We start from the raw sequence: 22,150 nt of genomic DNA, 5'->3' as shown, positions 1-22,150 counted from the left end.
ACACTATATTGTAAGAGGTATCTGAAGTGTCATACTTAGTAATATCACCAGATAGTCTTTGCATCCTTAACACGTTTTAACGTGTATAAACCATGAAAATTACTTCAGAGTTAATTCCAGAATTTGAAAAACTATTCCGAGAAAAATTACAACTAAATAATTGTAAACTCAGAAAGAAAAGACAAGAGAATAATTATGAAATTATTACTCCAGCTAAAGACATTTTTTTGATGTATTGGTCTGAATTCCCAGAAGTTAACTTAATATATCAGGCTGTAGGGGTACGCACTCAGCAGACTGGAGTTTATGAGCGAGCTATCCGCTCCCACATTAATTTTTGTGTAAATAGTATCAAGGATAATCCTAGCTCTGAATTACCATTATTGGTAAAATAACTAATACTCAGATAACACAGAAAATATTTACTAATCTCTCGCCAGTTTTTATCATATAACTGACGAGAGTTTACCACCAAATATCTGTTGATCAAGAGATAAAGATGGAATCTGAAAAAAATCAAGATCAAGATCAGATAGATTATAAAACCTTGTTAGCCAATGCAAAGCAAGCTTTAAAAGTTGAATACCATAAATCAGCTGCTTTAGCATCCCAATTGCAAGCAATAAAAACTCAGTTAGAGCAAGTTCAGGCTGAAAATAAAACTCTGAGGGAGAGTGCTTATGAAGATGTAATTAAGCACTTTGAGGCGCGGACTCAAGCAGCGGAAGCACTAGCGCTAAAAACAGAAGTGCGCCAAAAGTTTCTTGAAGCCGATGGTTGCAAGGATGATCAGAGCTTTGATACTCTATGGGATAGCATTAAAAATAAGATTCAGATTCAAGATGGTGAAGTGAGAATCGTTGCTCAAAATGGTACTCCTAAGTTCACCTTAACGGGTAGCATGATGACTTTGAGAGATTTTATGCAATCCCTCAAACAAGACCCAATCTCTGGAAAACTTTTCTATAACTAAAGAGCCAAATTAACGAAAGCCCTTGCTATAAACAGACTAAGAATTGTCCAATAAAGCTATTCATCTTCGTCTCCTGGGGGTCGTTCGCTCTCGCTTTGTTGGGCGTTCCACTCCAAAACAATGCGTTCCAACATCTCAGGTTGTGTACAGTTATTAACATCAGCGTATATTTTAATCAACTGCCTCACTTTAGGACTAATGTGGCGAATCTCTAGTTGGTTACTTTGTACCATGTCCATTAACTTTTAGTATCTATTACATATGTTGAACCATTAAACTATTTCTATTGCAATAAATTTTGTTAATAAATATCTTGCAAAAGCTTCCCTTCGGTTGAGATATGGGGCTTCTTTTTGTTTATACGAATTACTTTAACCTGGCGGGGATGGTTCTTCAAAGGGACGGATAATCGCAGGCGCTGGTGTAACTTCTGGTTTAAAAATTCCCTGTAATGCTTGTTCTAAGGTTTGTGCCATGACAATCCGGTTTTCGTAAGCCACGACTACCCGCACCAAAGTCGGCAAACTATTTTGTGTGGCTTCTAGATAGATTGGCTCGACATACAGCAGCGATTGCTCAATGGGAATTACTAATAGATTGCCTTGAATGGCTCTCGATCCCTGGCGATTCCACAAAGAAATTTGCTGGGAAATTACTGGGTCTTGGTTAATCCGCGCCTCGATTTGTTCTGGCCCGTAAACCAGGCGTTCCTTAGGAAAGACATATAGCACCAGCCTACCATAGTTCTTGCCATCCGATCGCGCTGCTAACCAAGCGATTAAATTAGTCCGTTGTTTGGGAGTATAGGGCAGAAGCAAAATAAATTCTTCTCTACGAGAGGCTGCGCTAACAAAGGTGACGCTGGGTAGACTAGTAATCAAATAGTACGGCTCTACTGGACGGGGTTCACTGCCATAGATTTCGTTAGGGATTTGCCACTGGTCTTCCCGATTGTAAAATACCTGGGGGTCAGTCATGTGGTAGATCATCAACCGCTCAGATTGAATTTTGAAAAAGTCCACCGGATACCGGGTATGACTGCGGAGATTGACTGGCATTGTACTGAGCGGTTTGAACATTTTGGGAAATATCGCTGACCAAGTGGCAATAATCGGATCGCTTGGATCGGCAATGTAAAACTTAACAGTCCCGTGATAGGCATCAATCACTACCTTGATAGAATTGCGAATGTAGTTGATCCCATCGCTGCCAATGTCTGAGTAAGGATAGCGATCGCTCGTTGTGTAGGCATCAACAATCCAGTAAAGATAACTGGGATTACTTGGGAAATCTTGATTAGCAGTAGCAGCTACTAAATAGGGGTCACTGTCAAATTTCAGGAAGGGTGCGATCGCTTGAATTCTTTGCTTGACATTTCGTCGAAGTAGCACCTTTGTCTTTGGCAAAAAGTCCTGCGTCAGCACCATCTGCCAATCTTTCAAATACATCGCAAATAGCCAGCGTCGCCATGCTGAACCGATTTCAATGCCACCCAGACCATTGTAATAGTTGTAAACATTGTCGCTACCACTAGGGTAGTCTAGCTCTCTAACTCTTGTGCCAGTCATCACATAAGTATTAGTAATCTCGCCGTAATAAATCCGGGGTTGACCAATGGGAATACTGTCACGAATGGCTTGATTGGAAGTTGTGAGGGCGCTACTATCACCGCTAATATCTTTGACAAAATATTCTGGAAGCCCACCTGGCCCAACTATATTAACTGGGTTAATAGTAAACCCAAAACCGTGGGTATAAATTAAACGGCGGTTAACCCATGTTTGAGCCTCCTGTGGTACGGCACTGTAGTCTAATTCTCGTGCAGCAATCAGTACCTGCTGCCGTTCTGCTGGTTCAACTGGTTCTGGTAGCTTTTGGGAGGCTGATGGTTGGCTGACATCTGTTTTGAGAATGTAGCGGTCAATATCGGCATCGGGAAACCGATAATAGGGGCGAATTTGTTGCAGTTGGCGGTTGGTTTCTAACAGTGGCCGCTCATCCCACAGGCGAATATTGCGAATTGTCAAGTCATTCTTTTGAATATCAACTTCAGTCAATGTTCCTTGCGGGTTGAAGGTTCTAGCATCGATTGCTTCTAAATTAAATGCTTGGCGAGTCAAGGCGATAGTCCGCTGAATGTAGGGTTGCTCTCGTTGCAACTCATTAGGTTGGACAATTAAATATTGCACCACAGTCGGGAGAACAACCTCAGCTGCTGCAACTAGTACTAGATAAACCCCTAACCCGTAAAATACCAAGCGACGATACTGAGATTTGGGTTTCCAGAAAAACGTTTGCCAAAGGAAGTAAAAGGCGATCGCAACTGCCAGGATGCACAAGATGGTGTAAGCTGGCAACTGGGCTGTCACATCCGTATAACTGGCACCATAACTGACTCCCCGGGTAGAATACACCAGTTCATAGCGACTTTGCCAATAACTCACAGCTGCTACCAGCATTAATAAGCCACCCATACCAGATAAATGACGCTGCTGCTGGGGCGAAAAACCTGGGAAAATTCCCTGACTCAAACTGTCCCCTGATAGAAGATAAGTGAGAGTAACGGCGACAAAGCCATACAAACATAATCCCATCAGCCAGAGTTCTAGCAGTTCCCAAAAGGGTAAGGAAAATATGTAAAAGCTGATATCTCGACCAAATAAAGGCTCAGTACTGTTGAAAAGGGTGGGGTGGAAATATTGCAGCACCTTTGGCCAGTGTTGGAATAGGATGAAGGCAAAAATGGGACTGAACAAAACTGCGATCGCTCTTAGTAAAAATTGGTGATAAATTAAGATGGCGATCGTTCCTCCCGCAATTAAACCGAGATACCAGACTTGAGAGACAATCTGTTTCAAGAGTTGCCAGATTGTCTCTGGTCGAAATAGGGCGGGAATGGGTAGACTAGCGTTATTAACTGGAGAATGCCAGTAGTAAAGAGCAATTTGACCATAGTGAGCCACGATCAACCCGATCAACAAGCTCAGTACCAGAGTTAGGGGTAATAACCAGCCCAATCTCAATGGTTGAAAGCGTTGTGGTGCAAGTATCCGAGTTTCGTTGCGTCTTGGATAATCAGGACTGAGAAAATTTGTTAATTCACTGCCCAATTCTGCTGACTCAATCTTCAAAGACTGGGGATATTTTAGCCGTTGTGCTAGAGCCAGATTTAGCAGTAGATAGGCAGCAGTTATCCCAGCCACCACTACCCACAAAACACCACAAGTCACCGCCCTCAACAGAAAAACTTGGAGATAGCCAACTTCCTGAAACCAAAAAATCTCTGCTCCCAGGCGGGAACCCAGATCCAAGAGTAGCCACAGCCCCAAGAATACAATTAATAGTCTAAAGCCCCATTTCCAATACATTGATATGTAATTTTACCCCCCTAAAAGGCTTTGGGAAGTCCAGCTTGTTTCAAAACTCCGTTAGCGGTATGGCGTGACTTGATGGTTCCGTCTACAACAAACTGACGATCTGTGATTGGACTGTACCAGATTTCATGATCTCCTTTATCTTGCCGTTCAAAGTAGCAGCCAACTTCTGAAAGCATCTTTTTCAACTCAGGAGTAAACGATGCACCCATCTATGAAGCCACCTTAATCAACTCTTGTCGATGGCTGGTTAACTCAAAGGTGATAGAACCCACATAGTCAGGAGGGACAATTTTGTTCACAATGATCAGTTCTGGAATTATTTCTCGCAGCTTTTGCGTCAGAACCTCAATTGTAGAAGCTTCTGTTACTAATCCAGGTACGTCATCACTAGTTGCTACCCAAACTTCTGCGTCTGAATCCCAAAATGCTTCAACCTTAAATGTGATTTGTGCCATCATTGAGTGTTTACAATGTAGTTCCAGTTTAGAACATCCGAGTTCTCAGGGTAAGCGTAGATGCACTATTAGATACCAAACAATCGCATTTTTGATCATCAAAGCGATCGCTCCGACGGGCTACCCTACGCCTTTGACTCACCATCATTCACCCTTGGATCTCGGAGTTCCGAGTTCAGAGGTCGAGGTTCCGAGTTCAGAGGTCGAAGTTCCAAGTTCAGCGGTCGAAGTTGCGAGTTCAAAGGTCGAAGTTTCAAGTTCAGAGGTCGAAGTTGCGAGTTCAAAGGTCGAAGTTCCGAGTTCAGAGGTCGAAATTTCGAGTTCACAAGGTGAAAACTGGAGTTCTGAGCCTCAACTTTGGAGATTAGAGGTTTATTTCTCCTGTTTTCTTCTCATTAATCCTCGCTTTTATCTTCTTCTTTACTCCAAACATATTTACGGCAGACTTCACAAGCGGCTTTTGCTTCCTCAGTTTGCGGATTGGTGAAGATGGGATGGTAACGCAACCTGTCACAACAGACTTGCAACCATATACGCCAGTCAGCCCGCCACAACCGCACTGTGCCTTTACGACCGACACTGACAATCGTCTGGCTATCCACGCTAATGGCGACAGACCAGACCCCACCCTCATGACCACGGAAGGGTTCAGCCAAGGGCAGACCTTGGAAATTCCACAACCGCACTGTGCCGTCTTCACCCCCACTGACAATCGTCTGCCCATCCGCGCTGATGGCGACAGAATAGACCCCACCCTCATGATTACGGAAGGGTCCAGCCAAGGGCTGACCTTGGAGATTCCACAACCGCACTGTGCCGTCATCACCCCCACTGACAATCGTCTGACCATCCGGGCTGATGGCGACAGAAATGACCCCACCCTGATGACCACTGAAGAATTCAGCCAAGGGCTGACCTTGGAAATTCCACAACCGCACTGTGCCGTCATCACCCCCACTGACAATCGTCTGCCAATCCGGGCTAATGGCGACAGAATAGACCCTACCCTGATGACCACGGAAGGGTTCAACCAAGGGCTGACCTTGGAAATTCCACAACCGCACTGTGCCGTCACCACCCCCACTGACAATAGTCTGCCCATCCGGGCTAATGGCGACAGAATAAACCTCACGCTGATGACCACGGAAGGGTTCAGCCAAGGGCTGACCTTGGAAATTCCACAACCGCACTGTGCCGTCTTCACCCCCACTGATAATCGTCTGCCCATCCGGGCTAATGGCGACAGAATAGACCTCACGCTGATGACCACGGAAGGGTTCAGCCAAGGGCTGACCTTGGAAATTCCACAACCGCACTGTGCCGTCACCACCCCCACTGACAATCGTCTGCCCATCCGAGCTAATGGCGACAGACCAGACCCAACCCTGATGCCCACGGAAAGGAGTTAAGACCTCCATCGCTTGTTGCAGGCTATTCTGAACTGGAGTGAGAATTTGCTCTGGCATTTTCTCCAGATTCTCACCTATGACTTGTATTGCCATAACCGAAGCTGTGAGGGGTTGGACAGGGAGTATTTTCTTGATAGTTTCTGTTTTCTTTTGCAAAGATTTTTTAATGCTGTCTTGGAGAACAAATTGCCGTTCGGCACTCCGTTTTTCTTCATAAGCAAGGCTGCGCTGAGAAAAGTTCTTGGCTTGAGATGATAAATCAGGCTTTAACTTTTCCCAATTGTTCTGCACCTCTGCTAACAATCCTCTTGGCATGAGGTATTGTTCATCTTCTTCCTTGTACAACCACTCTCGCAAAGCATCGGCTAATTTATCATGTAACCGCCGTAAGTCTCGGTCTTGTTGTCGCCATTGAGCAAACCTCTCCCAACCCTCAATTAAGGCTTCATGGGCTAAGTCAATCCAAGCTTTTCCTTGTTCATCTTTCCCAGCTACTATCAAACGTCCCTTCACCAATCCTTCATCTAGTAATTCACTTAATGCTTCCTGCTGTTTTTGGTCATTATCAGCAATGGCTAACAGTTCAGCTTTTGGTTGGCGCTGTCGCGTATCCTTTTCTCCCTCTCCCGTTCGCAATAATCGCAGGAAAATTTGCTTAATCCAGTCCTTTTCCTGTTCATTTCGTTCTTGAGTCGGGGAATCCTGCTGATAATCTTCGTAAAGATAAACATTTTCTGCATGAAAATTCAGCGCCCCTGTCAATCCTTGGAAGTTTTCATACTGTTCTAGGGTGAGCTGATGCTTTTGTTGGTCGCGTTTTTCCCAAAGTCTAGTTAAAGCAAACTCCATCAACGGCAAGTATCCCGGTTCTTTACCAACATCTTCTAAAATTTTCAGTACTAATCTTTCTTCAACACTATAACCTTGAAGTTTAGCTGGTTCGGTTATTGTCTCTTTTAAATCAACTCCAGTGATACGCGGCATCAAAACAAGCTGATTTTCAATTAATTTATTTAAACAGGGATAATCTAAACATGGTTCAAAAAAATCCGATCGCATGGTAATCACAACTGCTAACCGCGAATCGGTCATCTCTACAACCTGAGTCAGCAATTCAATAAATCTCTGCTTTTCTTCAGCAACAGAGACAGTAAATAGTTCCTCAAACTGATCTACTACCAATAAAAATTTTTCTGCACCTGTGAGATGCTGCAAAATTATAGGTAAAGGATTCGGTTCATTAGTAATCAGCTCCCAAAGCAATCTTTCTTTTCTCGCCCCTGGAAAAAATGCTTTCAGAACTCCTCTCAATTCCTGCAAAGGCTGAAATCCTGGCTTGATTGGCGGTAAAATTTGCCAGACACTATCATCTAATTCTGGAATCAAACCCGCCTGAACTACAGAAGATTTACCACTCCCGGAAGCGCCAATAATCGGAACAAAGGGCATTTGTTCCAGTTTCCCCAGAATCTTCTTCACAACCTGCTGGCGCCCAAAGAAAAACTGTTTTTGTTCGGCTTCAAAGGCTTTTAACCCTTGGTAAGGACATTCTTCTTCTACTTCAAAGGTTTGAGCTTGTGTTTGATTATTGTAGGTAATTAGAGTAATGGAACGCCCCCAACCCATGCGGATTGGTTCTTGACCACTGCTTTTAAGTTCTGTGGCAAGTATATCGAAGAGGCGAGCGCCTGTCACTTTTCCATGATCATTAGTGTTTTCTGGTGACAAACCAGCCAGCAAAGCTGTTGTAAAAATACTGTGTTGTGCTATTTTTTTGGCATAGGCTTGTTGAAAACCTCTGCAAGCAGCAATAAAGTAGTAATCGCGCTGTAAAATAAAGGCAGTAAGAGTTTTTTCGATGAGATTGCGTTCTAAAAATTCACCGCTATGACAGCAATCTAACAGCACTACTAGACTACTCAAGTCGGAGTCTCTAATTAAATTGTTGAGACTGAGAAGACTAATCCCGCCTGTTTGTTCAATAATTTGCTTGCCTTGAGTGACAATTGTCAAGTCAGAAGTGGCTAGATAGGCTTGTTGTGTTCCTAAGCTGTCAGATACGGTGATCCCATGCCCTGTAAAGTAAATTAGCGCTTCGTTTTTAACTGCTTGTTGTTGCAAAAGTGTTTTTAAAGCTTCAGCCAACTTAGTTGTACTAACTTTCCCTTTGAGAACAGCGATATGCTCAAAATCACCATGCGCCTTTAGTACCTGTTCTACCGCTTCTGCATCCGTAGCTGGTTTTGTGAGGTTGGAAAGCTGATTTGTATAATCTGTAATGCCAACAACAAGCGCGTAACGAGCCATCTATACATATTTAAGTTGTCTGTTACAGAATAAGATAACGTAAATACACCTAAAATCTGAGGGCTTGATGTCGAACATAGAACGTTTAGTCTTTGAAGAAGACGGGGAAATCTATACAATTCTGTTCGAGTCAAAGGAAACGCCAACTGTTCCAGAAATAATCACACCGGAGGTTGATGAAGATAAAGAATCCTACGGCTGGCGGGAAGAGGCATTTGTCAAGATTGAGGAAGTTCACCATCAAATTCGAGCTTATACCAAATATGCCATTGGCGCTTTTAAAAATTTAGGTGCTGCCGAAGTTGAAGAGGTGACTCTGAAGTTTGGCTTGAAGATAGGCGGAAAAACTGGTATCCCCTTCGTAACTGAAGGTTCGGCGGAGAGTAATTTTGAAATCGAGGTGAAGTGTAAGTTTCCTGAAAACAAGCAAAATTCCAACACTTGAGGTTTTGCTTTAGGAGGGATAAGCTTTATACCTTCAACTCTGCAAGGAATTGTGGAAGCGATGTCTCCGACGAGTTACACCTATGCCCGTCACTTACCAGAATTCACCCTTGAATCTCGGATGTTGCAGTTCTAAGGATGAAGTTTTGAGTTCAAAGGGTAAGCGATGTCTCCGAGGGGCTACGCCTACGCCCTTCACTTACCACCATTAACATTGTATTATTCTTGGCGATCGCACCATTAGTCACCAAAGAGGATTCAGAATGTGATACTTGGGTTGAGCTACGTCAACCCAGGATTGATCTCAGTAAAGTTCAAGATGGGTATCAATATCAAGCAAAATGATAACTTCTTCGTCAGTTTTGTGATCGATTTCGAGTGAAAACACAATTCGGCAGTCGTAACCACAGGAACAGGCGCTTAATCCCGATAATTTGCCTTCAAGAGAGTGTGTAGCAAGTCGAGGCAGAAAAACATCCTCTTGCATCTGTTGTAAGGTGTCTTCAATTCTTTCTTGTAGCTTAGGATTATCGAAAACTAACTTACGAAACGATCGCTTGAATTTCGGGGTTATAACTAATTGTCTCATTCACTTTCTGACAGTATTGTTCGTAATTCTGTAATCACTTCTGCAACAGACTGATGGGACAGTTGACCCTGATGAAAGGCAGCGATCGCAACTTTCGCATCCTGTGCAATTTCTTGGCGACGAGTTTCAATCAGGCGATTCTTGATAATTTCTATGAGCATTTCTTGCTGTTCTGGCGGGAGTTGGCTGATTGTCTCGAGTGCTTGTTCCAGAGTTACCATACTGCTGTGATTCTTTTTTAAATTTAGATTTAATTGTACTTCAAGCTAACCAAACCCAAGCTACGAGAGCAGCGATGCATTCGCCTCCGATCTCGTCTTGAAGGCGGGCTAGGCAATTATGCGTTCGCCGAAACCTTTGTAAAGACGCGTTAGGGCAGCAGGACATTAGCGTAGCGGGGCGTTTCTTGCGCGTCTCTACATTCTTTTTGGGACATGTCTAATTGTCCCACTTCATAGCAGTAAATTGTGCGATCGCCTGAAGCTAATATATTCTGATTCACTCTTTGGAGACAGTCTATCAATTTTGGATTTTGGATTGACCCCGGCAAGATTGGGTGTGGAGCAAGCTGAATAATGGAAAAATGGAATTGTTCCGCCCACACAACGTCGGGCCATGAACCGAAATAATTTTTAATTCTTACAGGACTTACGCAAAATACCTCTTAAACTTTCATTCCTCCGTGTCCTCTGTGCCTCTGCGGTTTGATTTTCCGTCACTTGTGCGTAAGTCCTATCTTAATCTAAAATCTAAAATCTAAAATTGGCACAGTCAAAAAGGGAGTTGCAGTCCTTGGAAAAGCTAACTCGCCCTTATTTAACTGCTTTGTCAGAAAAACTGTTGAGTGTCCTGGAGTTGAGCGATGGAGTAATTGCTTGACCCGGATTATTCAACTGATACCAATAAATACTGTTATATATCCTGATACTAGACAGCAATGATTAGTGTTGTATAAGTTACAGTTACTAAAACTGCAACGGTTATGAAATCCCAGGCTGCTCAGGACTATTCTAGGTAAGTAGAAACTTTAGATATAACAGAAAAATTTAGTGTGAGGATTTAACCATGTCTTACCCGATTCAGTTCAAAATGTGGCAGCGAGTCAGTATTGTAACACTGTTGTTATTAATACCGTCAGTAGGAATTGCGATTTTACGTCAATCTGCGACGGTTGCAGTTCCAGCCAATCAGACTTCTCCCATCTCTACCCCAACAACCTCCATTTTACCGAATCACCCTGACTACCAAGCACTCCAGGCATTGGTACAACAGTATAGTTGTGTCGTCCCCATCCAAAACTTTGGCACTCTTCCTGTAACCCGGACTGAGTTTGCCACAGTCTTGAATGCCTGTCTAAATCGGAGCAATGAGCTAATAGCGACTGATCCCAAGATAGTTACCCAAGCGGATATGAAAACTCTGTATCGCTTGCAGTCCGAATTCGCACCGGAGTTAGCAACTTTAAGAAGTCTGAGAGATGAATTGGCAGATCGTAGTCCTATCACTCCTACTCAAACTACCAGAGAACGTACTCAAGCTGAGTCTATCCGAAAGACTCAACGCTTACCCACAGCCCCACCCCTTAGTATTCCGTCTGACTCATCTATCCTTCCTGAAGTTGCTAACCGCGCGAATATTCCTAAACTCCAAGCTGGTAGCAGTATTGGAAGGGTTGCCCCAGAGCCACAAACAGGTAGTAGATTCAATACAGAAAACTACAACCGGATTGAGGATAATCCCTTTCATCGCGTCAGTAATGATCCCCTTTCCACCTTTTCCATTGATGTAGATACAGCATCCTACAGCAACATGCGACGGTTTATTACTCAAGGGGAATTACCACCCAAGGATGCAGTGCGAATTGAGGAACTGATCAATTATTTTACCTACAATTATCCCCAACCAAAAAGCGAACGCCCTTTTTCTGTCACCACTGAAGTTGCTGCTGCTCCGTGGAATCCTCAACACAAGCTGGTAGAGGTGGGTTTGCAAGGTAAACGCCTAGAGAGTGAAACCTTACCACCTAGCAACTTAGTATTTCTGATTGATGTCTCCGGTTCTATGGATGATCCCAACAAATTACCCTTGGTACAACAGTCCCTGAAATTGCTGGTGAATAAACTGCGTCCTGAAGACCGGGTAAGTTTGGTAGTCTACGCTGGGAATGCTGGATTGGTGTTACCTGCTACTCCTGGTAGTCAGAAATCAAAAATTCTGGCGGCGATTGACCGCTTGGAGGCTGGAGGCTCCACTGCTGGTGGTCAGGGCATTGAACTAGCTTACAAGATAGCCAAACAAAGCTTCCTCAAGTCTGGTAATAACAGAGTAATTTTAGCTACCGATGGAGACTTTAACGTTGGGGTTTCCAGTGATGCCGACCTGACGCGATTAATTGAACAGAAGCGAGACCAGGGAATTTTCCTGACGGTGTTGGGATTTGGCACCGGTAATTATAAGGACGGAAAAATGGAGCAACTGGCTGATAAGGGTAACGGTAACTACGCTTACATCGATACCCTATTGGAAGCCAAAAAGGTTTTAGTTAACGATCTAAGGGGAACTTTGTTTACCATTGCCAAAGATGTAAAAATTCAGGTGGAATTTAATCCGGCGAAAGTTCAGGCATATCGCTTGATTGGCTACGAAAACCGCCTGCTGCAAAACCAGGATTTCAATGACGATAAGAAAGATGCAGGGGATATTGGGGCTGGTCATTCTGTTACAGCCCTTTATGAAATAATTCCCACTGGTACAAAGAGTGATGTGAAACTGCCGGAGGTAGACCCCTTGCGGTATCAGCGTTCTGGTGAAACAGCGCTGGATGCTGGCGGCAATGAGTTAATGCAGGTGAAACTACGCTATAAATTGCCCCAGGACAGCACCAGTCAACTACTTACCCAAACCATCCAAGATGATGATTTGAGAACCGACCAGATACCCTCCACAAACCTGAGATTTGCTGCTGCGGTGGCTACCTTTGGGATGGTGCTGCGTGACTCTGAGTATAAGGGGAATGCTAATTATGATTTGGTGATGAAATTGGCAACCCAGGCGAAGGGAGAAGACCAGGAGGGCTATCGGGGTGAGTTTATTCGCCTGGTGGAGCAATCTAGGGGGTTGATTACCAGGAAATGATTTGGATTGCTTTTAGAGTATTTTTCAAGTATTTAGACCATAACTGAGACGGGGAGTAGGGAGTGGTGTAGTTCAATTACTTGAAAAGCGCTGTAATATCTTGGAGATATTCATAACCCACACCAAAAGAGCGATCGCAGAAGTTAACTCACTTCAAGCTGCGATCGCTTCTGAATACTCCTGAAGCAAATTAATGAACACCTTAAGATTAAGAATCTAATAAAGCGTTGTAAGAATCTGAAAGAAGTTGAGTGCTGAAACTTATTAAACTTCAGAACATGAGCAGTTTCTATACTTTCACACGCACAAGGATTAGGCACAATGAGAAAACAACTTATCAATCCGCCAGAACTCTATGATGTCAGACCGCACGGTATGTCTAAAGCAGTTATTGATACCGCATCGGCTACCGTTTACATTTCTGGTCAAGTTGACTGGGACATGAACCACCAAGTTTTATGCCATACCGTCGAGGGGCAACTAAAGAATGTGCTGACTAATCTAAGCATCGTCCTAGATGCAGCGGGAAGCTCGGTAGAAAATCTGTTTAGCCTTCGCGTTTACGTTCGTGGTGAACTTAGGGAATTCATGGGGGATAGCTGCATGGATCAGCTCTAATTCCTACTACGGGTCGTCGTTATGAACAAGATTATGTCGTCCGACTAAAAGTCAAAGATGGCAAGACTGTTTACTACAGTGAATATTGGAACCCTATTGCTCTCACAGATGCCTTCGATAACACCTGAAATTTTACTGCCGAGTTTAGGTAAGGTAGAGATAAAAATTGTCACTGCTGCCGTTGCTGTGTTCTCCTCAGGTGCTTGAGCAACAGATCAATATCCTTGGAATCACAGCATTTTTCATCTCATCACCATCAAGTCCCTTCAGCCAATTCAAATTAATCCAGGGCGCATACAATACCTTCGCCAAAAAAAGAGTATGAAGAGATAGGGCTGATGTAGTAGAGTTATTGTCTCTCACAACGACAACTCAAAAACTACTCTTCAGCCCATGCCTGATATCCTATCACTGTTACAATGTCTGCTACCGCAGATCAACGTGACAACAATGCGGCAATTGAACCAGATAATCATCGCCATGTTAGAAATGAGCGGCCGAGTCACCATGTTGGGAATCTCCTGTTGGGCAGGCATTGGCGGTACTTGAGGTTTTTAAGATTTCGGTGTTTAAGGCTTCAACTTTACTAGGAAAGCTCTATGCATCTCAATAGTTACAAAAAATGCCTTGTTGATAGAAGCAATTAAAAAGCGGAAAATAAAAACTAAAAAACGACTTATACTCATTATTTTTTGAGGATTATTTAAATGTTCTGGAAATTCTAGTTGAATTAATCTTGACATATTTTTTCTCCGTTCCAGGGGGTGAATATCGGTTGGAATTCTGCCCATTCTTTGCATACAGATTGGTAACATTGCGGTGGTGTAATTGGTAATTTAGTTAAATAGAAAAACCCAGCTTGATGACCGTACTCCAATAAAAACACAACGTCGGTCTGCGGATTATAATTATCTACAGCTTCGAGAATATGAGCATTCATGAAGTGTCTTTGTAACAGTATAGTATCCGGTGCTATTAACCACGCATTTAAGAAACCTGCAAGATTTTTACGTGAGATAAAATGCGCTTTAAATGTTTCGCCAACAATACCTAAGTGTGGAGAATTGGTACTGCAAATTACAACACCACGTTCTCCTTCTAAATAACCAACCCAAGCGTTGTAACCAATTGCTAATATATTGGTAGCGATGAAAGCTTGTTGCCAATCTTGGGTGTTTTTTTCTGGGGTCATTTTGGTTAACCTTATGAATTGATAACTGCCAGAGTTGGATGGAATAACACTCAAAAATTGCGCGTGCTGCTAATTCCTCGATAACCGACTTCTTCAGCCAGCGTTTGAATGCTCAACGACCGATCGCGTGTAATGATGGAAGTGCGTAGGTGTAGCCAGCTGTAGGCATCGCTTTTAGGGCATTAGGCTTGGTTTAAATTCTGACCAACGCTTGCAAACTTGTTCGTAGCAATTGGGTGGAGCAATTTTTAGTTGGTGTAAACAATTAACCTCAATCTGAGGATCAGCCTTTAGCACCAAAAGAATATCTTGATGGGGATTGTATGTTGCGACTGCTGGGAAAATTGATGAAATCATGGATGAGCAGATTGATTGCGATATAGCTTGGCAATCTTGAAACGATCGCAAGTAAAACCTAATCAGATCGGAGGGGAGAAATTGGAGGGTGAAAGGAACTGTATCAAGACTTGTAATTGTGGGGTGAGTAACTTGAGTATCCACATCACAAATGACAACTCCCCGCCCAAATGACTGAAATCCTTTCCATCCTGTGTAACCGATTACCAGCAGATTGTTATGAATAAAGCTGTTTTGCCAGTAGCCAAAATTTCCTTGCCAGACACTATTAGAAGGTCGCATTCACTTCCTCCCCTAACACCAATGACTCAATGCGAACCTGCTCAAGCTCCCGTCCAATCAACACTAATCGTGTTTGACGGGGTTCCTGGGGTTGCCAAAGCCGATCATAAAAGTAGTCAAATCGATTACCAACTCCCTGTAATACCAGCCGCATCGCTTTGTTCGGAACTGCTACAAATCCCTTAATTCGATAAATTTCCTGCTGCTGCACCAATGTTTGCAAGCGTTTGACTAACACAGACGGCTCAAATGCTTCGTCTAGCAGTAGTTGCACTGCATTAATCCCTTCATCATGTTCGTGTTCAGCTTCGTTGTCGTGGTGACTGGGACGACTATCCAAGTTGTCTTCTACCGCAGCGTTGAAACCGAGTAACAAATCGCAACCGATTTTACCATCCTGGCAAGGAATGACTTTTACACCAGGGGATAAGTTCTGTTTCAGCCACTCCTGCACCCTAACTTGTGTTGGGAAATCAACGCGATCGCTCTTAGTAAGCAATACTAGATCAGCACAAGCCAGCTGATCTTCAAACAGTTCCTCAATGGGTGTTTCGTGTTCTATACTAGAGTCGGCTTGTCGCTGTGCCTCAAAAGCTCCTAAATCGCCTACAAATTGATTAGTTGCTAACGCTTCACAATCCACCACAGTGATTACGCTGTCCACTGTAGCGCCTGTGCGAATTTCCGGCCAGCGAAATGCTTGCACCAATGGTTTTGGGAGTGCTAGTCCAGAGGTTTCAATCAACATACAATCAAGACTGGCGCGTCGCTTCAGCAATTCTTGCATAGCTGGGAGGAATTCTTCTTGCACCGTACAGCACAGACAACCGTTAGTGAGTTCAACAATGTTACTGTTGGAGTCTTCTTCATCGTCACAGACTCGGCAATCACGCAAAAGTTCCCCATCAATTCCGATTTCCCCAAATTCATTCACCAAAACAGCAATACGTCGTCCTTGATTGTTTTGGAGTAAATGGCGAATTAACGTCGTTTTGCCTGCACCTAGAAATCCTGTAATCACTGTGACGGGAATTTTTTGCATATAAGGTATGTTGTTTGTTGATTGTTAATTTTGCAATGTATAGAAAGAAGTTCAAACCGCAGATATCAGGCAATAGAGACGCGTTAGCATACGCGTAACGTCTCGTAAAGAAGCAGGAGAAGTCCAATTTCGCGTCTTTACTAATTCGCTGGTGAGGTGGAAGGGGATTCTTTATTCTGAAAACTAGATGAACTGGAGAGGATCTGCTTACACCGGACTGCCCGAAACATACCAAAGCGGCACAGCCCAACGCCAAAGGCCAAACGCATCAACAGCAGTGTAGGAACTTCTCGGAGCGATTTGATAAAACCGGGTAGGCCAAAACCCACTAAACCTTGAGGACGGATGATTCCTTGCCAAATGGAATCAAGCCAAGATGGTAAGGTTTCCTGTGTCCAGTCGGCAGTGATCACTGCCCCTTCGGTCAAGGTTGTTGCCTGTAAAAGTTCGGCAAACCCTTCAATACTGGCGAATTCAGGATGTGCCCATTGATCCAGCAGTTGCCGCATCACCCAACTTTCCCACAACACCAAAGGTTGCTTTCTGGCATCTCGCTGGTTCCAATCCGCTACCACAAGGATTCCCCCTGGCTTGAGTACCCGCAACAGTTCTTTAGCAAAAATCGCTTTATCTGGCATATGCGGCCCCGCCTCAATACACCACACCACATCAAAACTGGCATCTGGGAAAGACAAGTTCATCGCATCATCTTGTTGGAATTGAGCTGGGATTTCTGGTGGAGTCAATTCCTGTGCCCGTTTTACCTGTTCCGGGCTGATAGTGATGCCTGTGACGCGAAAGCGATAATCCCGCGCTAAGATCCGACTACTGCCGCCAATGCCACAACCCACATCCAAAACCGTAGTACCAGCAGCCAACCGATCCAACCCACCCCAACGCACCATCTCATGCACAAAGTCTACCTTGGCGGCACGAAAATCTTTGGCATGAGGGGGGGAACCGTAATGACCAAGGTGAATATGCTCTCCCCAATAAAACTCCAAGATGCCATCTTGAGTCCATTGATCGTAGGCAGTGGCAACAGAATCACTCGATTGATAGCGGCGGGCGCTGAAGATATAGATTAACCCTAGCCCTAACGCCACTGTCAACAATAGCCAGATAATATTCATCTAAAAACTCCTTTGAGTGTGGCAACCGCATCTTATAACGGTAATGAAACACGAAACACTAAATTTATTCAGCGTGAACATTAGCCAAACAAATAAGCGTATCCATCTTTATTTGTGAATAGTCACGCCAAAGAAATTATCGTGGGCGGGCAGGTATGCGATCGCCGGAGGCGATCGCAATTTGGCTCGTGAATCAATCGCCTACCATCTCATAGAAAGCCGTAAGCTGTAGCGTCTTGATATGTAGAGCTATGAGATTGTATTGCCTAGTAGTTGTAAAAATGTTCATAAAAATATTTAATCTGTGCCTCGCAGATGTACAAAATTTACAAGTCAACTTCGGCGGGCATTCTGACTCACAAGGCAAGCCTTGATTACAGTTGCGGGACAGCGCCGGATTCACACCGGACTTTCCCCGTTTCCTCTAGTGGCTGTTCCCCACTAGAACCGAGATTCTTTTGCATATTAGCACAACTGTGGTTTGCTTGCGTAAAAATCAATGGTCGATCTATACTGGCATTCGCCATTAATCGCGGCAATTTTTCAGCTTGATTGAAGTATGAATTAGGCGATCGCGGCTTGCGAAGTGAGAAATAATGTTACAGCTATTTTCAGGTAAATAGACCACGTGGTAGGGGCACAGCAATGCTCATGCGTGTCAACTTAACGTGAAACCCTTGTCAAGACGTGATATTCAGTTCTCTGGCTTCCCATCACGATCCGCCCTGCCCCACCCTAACCCTCCCCTTGTCAAGGGGAGGGAACCAAATTTCCTATTTCCCCCCTTTATAAGGGGGGATTAAGGGGGGTAAAACGCCTGTGGGACATGCATTTGAGCTTAAGTTGACACCAATGAGCATTGCTATGCCCTTACGACAGATGTGGTTCAAATACATGAAAACTGCTGTAACTATAATTGTACTTCTCCACCAGCCAAGCAAAAAGCAAACATCAAAAGCTGCGGATTTAGATGTTTTCGCTAGACGCACCGTTAATTTTATTTATCACCGAAAACTTGGAACCATACTTTTTTATTATGTAGTATATAAAATAGCGCTTAACAGTCCTCGGTCTATTTATCGGCATGGTTGCAGACCACAGCATAGATTTTCAGATATATCTACAATCTCTCAGCGAGGATGACACATTCAGAGATTGGCAAGATTTATACACGCCAACTGATGCCCTAGACCGTCAAAGACTTGAACCAAAAAAATCGCGCAGACGCTTAGAAACTTTAAGTTTGATGGTGCAAACAGTACCACAGCAACCAGAAGGTGAAGCGCCAGACAGAGAAAAAATTGAACGGTTGAATATCCTTGAAGGGTTACGGAAGTATGCAGCCAGCCATGTCTTGCTAGTAGGAAGACCGGGTTCAGGCAAATCTACAGCTTTAGAACGTTTGTTGTGGGAAGAAGCCCAAAAGGGAAAACAGGGAGAACTAAATCAGAAAATTCCTGTGCTAGTGGAGTTAAGACGCTACAAAACTTCGGTACTGGATTTAATTGGAGATTTTTTGACTTGCCATAAATTAGACCTCAATAAGACAGAGATTGAAAAGCTGCTGTTTATAGGGCAATTTTTGTTACTTGTAGACGGGTTGAATGAATTACCCAACGAAGAAGCCAGACGAGATTTAGATGGATTTCGGCAAAAATATCATCGATTCACGCCGATGATTTTTACCACGCGGGATTTGGGGGTGGGGGGTGATTTAGGTATTGAGAAAAAGCTGGAAATGCAACCCCTTACAGAAGCACAGATGCAAAAGTTTGTCCGCGTCTATTTGCCAGAGGTGGGTGATGAAATGCTGCGACATTTGGCTGGACGCTTGCGGGAATTGGGGGAAACGCCGCTGTTATTGTGGATGCTGTGTAGAGTATTCGACTCTGACAGACAAATTCCTACTAGTTTAGGTGTGCTGTTTCGTTGCTTTTCTGGAGAGTATGACAAACTTAAGAAATATGTACCAATTCCAGAAGGGTTACGTAACTGGCAGGCTGAGTTGTTGCAGCATCTAGCATTTGTAATGATGCGAGGCAACAATTCTACAGAGGTGCAATTAACTATTTCTAAACAGCAAGCTAGGAATGTTTTAGGGACATTTTTACAAAATAAAGTGCCTCATGCTGATAATTGTGCTAAAAGCTGGCTAGAAGATTTGCTCAAGTATTACTTAATTCAATTGCGAACAGATAACGAAATGGAATTTCGCCACCAGCTAATTCAGGAATACTACGCTGCAGAATTTCTACTCACACAGCTTGACAATATTAGTGATGAAAAGCTGAAACAGGATTATCTAAATTGCTTGAAGTGGACAGAACCTATGGCGTTGATGTTAGGGTTGGTAAATAATGAAGGGCAGGCTTTACGAGTAGTGAAGTTAGCCCTAGATGTGGATTTGAAGTTAGGGGCTAGGTTGGCAGGAGAGGTAAAGCAAGAGTATCAGAAAAAAACAGTCGATTTAATTTTAGAGTTAGACATTCATCAATTACTCAAAGTTGAATTGTTGGATATCACTCACTCTGAATACACTGTTACTTTTTTAAATAATTCATTGCATGATAAAGATTCTGATGTTCGTAGGAGTGCCGCATCTGCCTTAGGAGGAATCGGCAATGAAGCGGCGGTATCTGTATTAATTGGCGCTTTGCAGAATGAAGATTCTGATGTTCGTAGGAGTGCCGTATATGCCTTAGGAAGAATCGGCAATGAAGCAGCGGTATCTGCCTTAATTAGTGCTTTGCAGCATGAATATTCTGATGTTTGTTGGAGTGCCGGATCTGCCTTAGGAACAATTGGCAATGAAGCGGTGGTATCTGCCTTAATTAGCGCTTTGCAGCATGAATATTCTGTTGTTCGTCAGAGTGCCACAGATGCATTAGGAAGAATCGGCAATGAAGCGGCGGTATCTCCCTTAATTAGCGCTTTGCAGCATGAATATTCTGATATTCGTCAGAGTGCCGCAGATGCATTAGGAAGAATCGGCAATGAAGCGGCGGTATCTGCCTTAATTAGTGCTTTGCAGCATGAATATTCTGATGTTCGTTGGAGTGCCGCAGATGCATTAGGAAGAATCGGCAATGAAGCGGCGGTATCTGCCTTAATTGGCGCTTTGCAGCATGAAGATTCCCATATTCGTTGGATTGCCGCAGATGCATTAGGAAAAATCGGTAATGAAGCGGCGGTATCTGCTTTAATTAGCGCTTTGCAGCATGAAGATTCTCATGTTCGTCAGAGTGCCACAGATGCTTTAAGAAAAATCGGCAATGAAGCGGTGGTATCTGCCTTAATTAGTGATTTGCAGGATGAAGATTCTCATGTTCGTTGGAATGCCACAGATGCCTTAGAAAGAATTGGCAATGAAGCGGCGGTATCTGCCTTAATTGGCACTTTGCAGGATGAAGATTATTATATTCGTAGGAGGGCCGCAGATGCTTTAGGAATAATCAGCAATGAAGCGGCGGTATCTGCTTTAATTAGCGCTTTGCAGGATGAAGATTCTCATGTTCGTTGGAGTGCTGCAGATGCCTTAGGAAGAATCGGCAATAAAGCGGCGGTATCTGCCTTAATTAGTGCTTTGCAGCATGAATATTCTGATGTTTGTTGGAGTGCTGCAGATGCCTTAGGAAGAATCGGCAATGAAGCGGCGGTATCTGCCTTGATTGGCGCTTTACAGCATGAAGATTTTCATGTTCGTTGGATTGCCGCAGATGCTTTAGGAAAAATCGGCAATGAAGCGGTGGTATCTGCCTTAATTGGCATTTTGCAGGATGAAGATTCTCATGTTCGTTGGAGTGCAGCATTTGCTTTAGGAAGAATCGGCAATGAAGCGGCGGTATCTGCATTAATTGGCGCTTTGCAGCATGAATATTCTGATGTTCGTTGGGGTGCTGCATTTGCCTTAGCAAAAATCGGTAATGAAGCAGCGGTATTTGCTTTAATTGGCGCTTTGCAGCATGAATATTCTACTGTTCGTAGGAGTGCCGCATTTGCCTTAGAAAGAATCGGCAATGAAGCGGCGGTATCTGCATTAATTGGCGCTTTGCAGGATGAAGATTATTATGTTCGTAGGAGTGCCGCAGAGGCGTTAAAAAAAATTGCTGGCTCTGAAGTTTTGCATAATATTTGGGAGTTACAATTAGAAACTCCTTCACTTGAAAAAAGAGATATAATTTCTACAATTCAAGAGCGTTGCAAATTTTATAACCATGAAATTTTTTATTCTGCCTTGAATGAGAAGATAAATAACGCTGATCCTTTAACCAGTTCTCTTAACACACTTAATCAAATACTCAAATTTATGTCAGAAACTCCTAAAAATGATTTTACAGGTGCTACCTTTGGCAACATTACAGGCAGTATTACAGGAAATATCCAAGGTGATAATATTGGCACTCAAAATAATTATGCGTCTACAAAAGATATTGCTGATTTAGAAACTGTGCTTCATCAATTACTTGAGAAAATGGAGCAGGATAAACCGACTGTAATCAATGCTCAACCAATTGTAGCTCAAGCTGTTGAGAGTCATCCAATACTAAAAGATAGGCAAGTGATTGAGCAAGTTATCAAAAATAATCCAACACTCAAAGTACGTTTGCAAAGAGCGGTAACAGCAGCAGGTATTGAGACAATAAAAATTTTATTTGCTCCTGCTGGTATTCCGATTGAAGCGATTAGGGCTTGGTATCAACCTGAGTAGGAGTTGTTGGCTAATTTCTCTTTCGCTCGTCTCTAGTAGAGTTACTTTATTGAGTGTTTGAAATTTGTGAACGAGTATTTTACCCCACCCTAACCCTCCCCTTATAAAGGGGAGGAAACTAAATAGTGT

18 protein-coding genes, 1 pseudogene and 1 riboswitch are annotated in these 22,150 nt (G+C 43.4%); of the genes and pseudogenes, 8 read left to right on the top strand and 11 right to left on the bottom strand.

Annotated elements, in window-relative coordinates; all coding sequences use genetic code 11:
- The first annotated feature begins 92 nt into the window (after positions 1–92).
- Together V7K48_RS14975 and V7K48_RS14970 are read left to right on the top strand one after the other, a co-directional pair.
- Complete coding sequence (locus tag V7K48_RS14975) at positions 93–395, top strand: hypothetical protein (protein WP_335073678.1); 303 nt, start codon at positions 93–95, stop codon at positions 393–395.
- Between the two features lie 104 nt (positions 396–499).
- Positions 500–973 (top strand): hypothetical protein, encoded by a 474-nt coding sequence (locus V7K48_RS14970; protein WP_335073676.1) that lies wholly within the window; start codon positions 500–502, stop codon positions 971–973.
- Between the two features lie 56 nt (positions 974–1,029).
- Here V7K48_RS14970 and V7K48_RS14965 read toward each other — a convergent pair whose 3' ends face one another.
- The 5 genes from V7K48_RS14965 to V7K48_RS14945 all read right to left on the bottom strand — a co-directional run bounded on the left by V7K48_RS14965 (position 1,030) and on the right by V7K48_RS14945 (position 8,521).
- The gene (locus V7K48_RS14965) at positions 1,030–1,212 is read right to left on the bottom strand and encodes a hypothetical protein (protein ID WP_335073674.1); all 183 of its coding nucleotides are present in this window, start codon (positions 1,210–1,212) and stop codon (positions 1,030–1,032) included.
- A gap of 132 nt (positions 1,213–1,344) precedes the next feature.
- Entirely contained in the window at positions 1,345–4,341 is a 2,997-nt protein-coding gene (locus tag V7K48_RS14960) for a UPF0182 family protein (protein ID WP_335073672.1), read from the bottom strand.
- Positions 4,342–4,361: 20 nt separating this feature from the next.
- Positions 4,362–4,559 carry a type II toxin-antitoxin system HicA family toxin gene (locus tag V7K48_RS14955; RefSeq protein WP_335073670.1) on the bottom strand — a complete coding sequence of 66 codons (198 nt, stop codon included), beginning with the start codon at positions 4,557–4,559 and terminating at the stop codon, positions 4,362–4,364.
- Entirely contained in the window at positions 4,560–4,805 is a 246-nt protein-coding gene (locus V7K48_RS14950) for a DUF1902 domain-containing protein (RefSeq protein ID WP_335073925.1), read from the bottom strand. It abuts the gene before it with no gap.
- 395 nt (positions 4,806–5,200) lie between these two features.
- The gene (locus V7K48_RS14945; RefSeq protein ID WP_335073668.1) at positions 5,201–8,521 is read right to left on the bottom strand and encodes an nSTAND1 domain-containing NTPase; all 3,321 of its coding nucleotides are present in this window, start codon (positions 8,519–8,521) and stop codon (positions 5,201–5,203) included.
- Positions 8,522–8,588: 67 nt separating this feature from the next.
- On the opposite strand from V7K48_RS14945, the gene V7K48_RS14940 reads away from it, so the two are divergent.
- Positions 8,589–8,966, top strand: a complete 378-nt coding sequence (locus V7K48_RS14940) for a CU044_2847 family protein (RefSeq protein ID WP_335073666.1) — start codon at positions 8,589–8,591, stop codon at positions 8,964–8,966.
- Between the two features lie 303 nt (positions 8,967–9,269).
- Here the strand turns inward: V7K48_RS14940 and V7K48_RS14935 are convergent, their stop codons facing one another.
- The gene (locus V7K48_RS14935) at positions 9,270–9,554 is read right to left on the bottom strand and encodes a type II toxin-antitoxin system RelE/ParE family toxin (protein ID WP_335073664.1); all 285 of its coding nucleotides are present in this window, start codon (positions 9,552–9,554) and stop codon (positions 9,270–9,272) included.
- Positions 9,551–9,775 carry a hypothetical protein gene (locus V7K48_RS14930; RefSeq protein ID WP_335073662.1) on the bottom strand — a complete coding sequence of 75 codons (225 nt, stop codon included), beginning with the start codon at positions 9,773–9,775 and terminating at the stop codon, positions 9,551–9,553. The genes V7K48_RS14935 and V7K48_RS14930 overlap by 4 nt, the downstream gene beginning before the upstream one ends.
- A gap of 844 nt (positions 9,776–10,619) precedes the next feature.
- On the opposite strand from V7K48_RS14930, the gene V7K48_RS14925 reads away from it, so the two are divergent.
- The 4 genes and pseudogenes from V7K48_RS14925 to V7K48_RS14910 all read left to right on the top strand — a co-directional run.
- Positions 10,620–12,689 carry a vWA domain-containing protein gene (locus V7K48_RS14925; protein WP_335073660.1) on the top strand — a complete coding sequence of 690 codons (2,070 nt, stop codon included), beginning with the start codon at positions 10,620–10,622 and terminating at the stop codon, positions 12,687–12,689.
- Positions 12,690–13,010: 321 nt separating this feature from the next.
- Entirely contained in the window at positions 13,011–13,307 is a 297-nt protein-coding gene (locus V7K48_RS14920) for a RidA family protein (RefSeq protein ID WP_335073658.1), read from the top strand.
- Between the two features lie 57 nt (positions 13,308–13,364).
- Positions 13,365–13,514: a hypothetical protein gene (locus tag V7K48_RS14915; protein ID WP_335073656.1), complete on the top strand. Its 150-nt coding sequence runs from the start codon at positions 13,365–13,367 to the stop codon at positions 13,512–13,514.
- Positions 13,515–13,700: 186 nt separating this feature from the next.
- Positions 13,701–13,853: pseudogene (locus tag V7K48_RS14910) on the top strand (IS4 family transposase); the annotation flags it as partial.
- 184 nt (positions 13,854–14,037) lie between these two features.
- Here the strand turns inward: V7K48_RS14910 and V7K48_RS14905 are convergent.
- The 4 genes from V7K48_RS14905 to V7K48_RS14890 form a co-directional block, all read right to left on the bottom strand.
- Positions 14,038–14,499, bottom strand: a complete 462-nt coding sequence (locus V7K48_RS14905) for a hypothetical protein (protein WP_335073654.1) — start codon at positions 14,497–14,499, stop codon at positions 14,038–14,040.
- A gap of 174 nt (positions 14,500–14,673) precedes the next feature.
- Entirely contained in the window at positions 14,674–15,138 is a 465-nt protein-coding gene (locus tag V7K48_RS14900) for a hypothetical protein (RefSeq protein WP_335073652.1), read from the bottom strand.
- Entirely contained in the window at positions 15,125–16,180 is a 1,056-nt protein-coding gene (gene cobW, locus V7K48_RS14895; protein ID WP_335073650.1) for a cobalamin biosynthesis protein CobW, read from the bottom strand. Before cobW ends, V7K48_RS14900 begins: the two co-directional genes overlap by 14 nt.
- A gap of 140 nt (positions 16,181–16,320) precedes the next feature.
- Entirely contained in the window at positions 16,321–17,313 is a 993-nt protein-coding gene (locus V7K48_RS14890) for a methyltransferase domain-containing protein (protein WP_335073648.1), read from the bottom strand.
- Positions 17,314–17,637: 324 nt separating this feature from the next.
- Positions 17,638–17,780, bottom strand: a riboswitch (cobalamin riboswitch).
- Between the two features lie 617 nt (positions 17,781–18,397).
- Here V7K48_RS14890 and V7K48_RS14885 point away from each other — a divergent pair.
- Positions 18,398–22,021, top strand: coding sequence for a HEAT repeat domain-containing protein (locus V7K48_RS14885; RefSeq protein WP_335073646.1), 3,624 nt, complete (start codon positions 18,398–18,400; stop codon positions 22,019–22,021).
- Positions 22,022–22,150: the final 129 nt, after the last annotated feature.

The organism is Nostoc sp. (assembly GCF_036919615.1).
Lineage (GTDB): Bacteria > Cyanobacteriota > Cyanobacteriia > Cyanobacteriales > Nostocaceae > Nostoc.
This window is presented reverse-complemented; position numbering and strand designations above follow the sequence as displayed.

Bases quoted from the DNA above. Each gene is read 5' to 3' on its own strand.
- V7K48_RS14975 (WP_335073678.1), top strand. From the start codon at position 93: ATGAAAATTACTTCAGAGTTAATTCCAGAATTTGAAAAACTATTCCGA.
- V7K48_RS14970 (WP_335073676.1), top strand. From the start codon at position 500: ATGGAATCTGAAAAAAATCAAGATCAAGATCAGATAGATTATAAAACC.
- V7K48_RS14965 (WP_335073674.1), bottom strand. From the start codon at position 1,212: ATGGACATGGTACAAAGTAACCAACTAGAGATTCGCCACATTAGTCCT.
- V7K48_RS14960 (WP_335073672.1), bottom strand. From the start codon at position 4,341: ATGTATTGGAAATGGGGCTTTAGACTATTAATTGTATTCTTGGGGCTG.
- V7K48_RS14955 (WP_335073670.1), bottom strand. From the start codon at position 4,559: ATGGGTGCATCGTTTACTCCTGAGTTGAAAAAGATGCTTTCAGAAGTT.
- V7K48_RS14950 (WP_335073925.1), bottom strand. From the start codon at position 4,805: ATGGCACAAATCACATTTAAGGTTGAAGCATTTTGGGATTCAGACGCA.
- V7K48_RS14945 (WP_335073668.1), bottom strand. From the start codon at position 8,521: ATGGCTCGTTACGCGCTTGTTGTTGGCATTACAGATTATACAAATCAG.
- V7K48_RS14940 (WP_335073666.1), top strand. From the start codon at position 8,589: ATGTCGAACATAGAACGTTTAGTCTTTGAAGAAGACGGGGAAATCTAT.
- V7K48_RS14935 (WP_335073664.1), bottom strand. From the start codon at position 9,554: ATGAGACAATTAGTTATAACCCCGAAATTCAAGCGATCGTTTCGTAAG.
- V7K48_RS14930 (WP_335073662.1), bottom strand. From the start codon at position 9,775: ATGGTAACTCTGGAACAAGCACTCGAGACAATCAGCCAACTCCCGCCA.
- V7K48_RS14925 (WP_335073660.1), top strand. From the start codon at position 10,620: ATGTCTTACCCGATTCAGTTCAAAATGTGGCAGCGAGTCAGTATTGTA.
- V7K48_RS14920 (WP_335073658.1), top strand. From the start codon at position 13,011: ATGAGAAAACAACTTATCAATCCGCCAGAACTCTATGATGTCAGACCG.
- V7K48_RS14915 (WP_335073656.1), top strand. From the start codon at position 13,365: ATGGCAAGACTGTTTACTACAGTGAATATTGGAACCCTATTGCTCTCA.
- V7K48_RS14905 (WP_335073654.1), bottom strand. From the start codon at position 14,499: ATGACCCCAGAAAAAAACACCCAAGATTGGCAACAAGCTTTCATCGCT.
- V7K48_RS14900 (WP_335073652.1), bottom strand. From the start codon at position 15,138: ATGCGACCTTCTAATAGTGTCTGGCAAGGAAATTTTGGCTACTGGCAA.
- cobW (WP_335073650.1), bottom strand. From the start codon at position 16,180: ATGCAAAAAATTCCCGTCACAGTGATTACAGGATTTCTAGGTGCAGGC.
- V7K48_RS14890 (WP_335073648.1), bottom strand. From the start codon at position 17,313: ATGAATATTATCTGGCTATTGTTGACAGTGGCGTTAGGGCTAGGGTTA.
- V7K48_RS14885 (WP_335073646.1), top strand. From the start codon at position 18,398: ATGGTTGCAGACCACAGCATAGATTTTCAGATATATCTACAATCTCTC.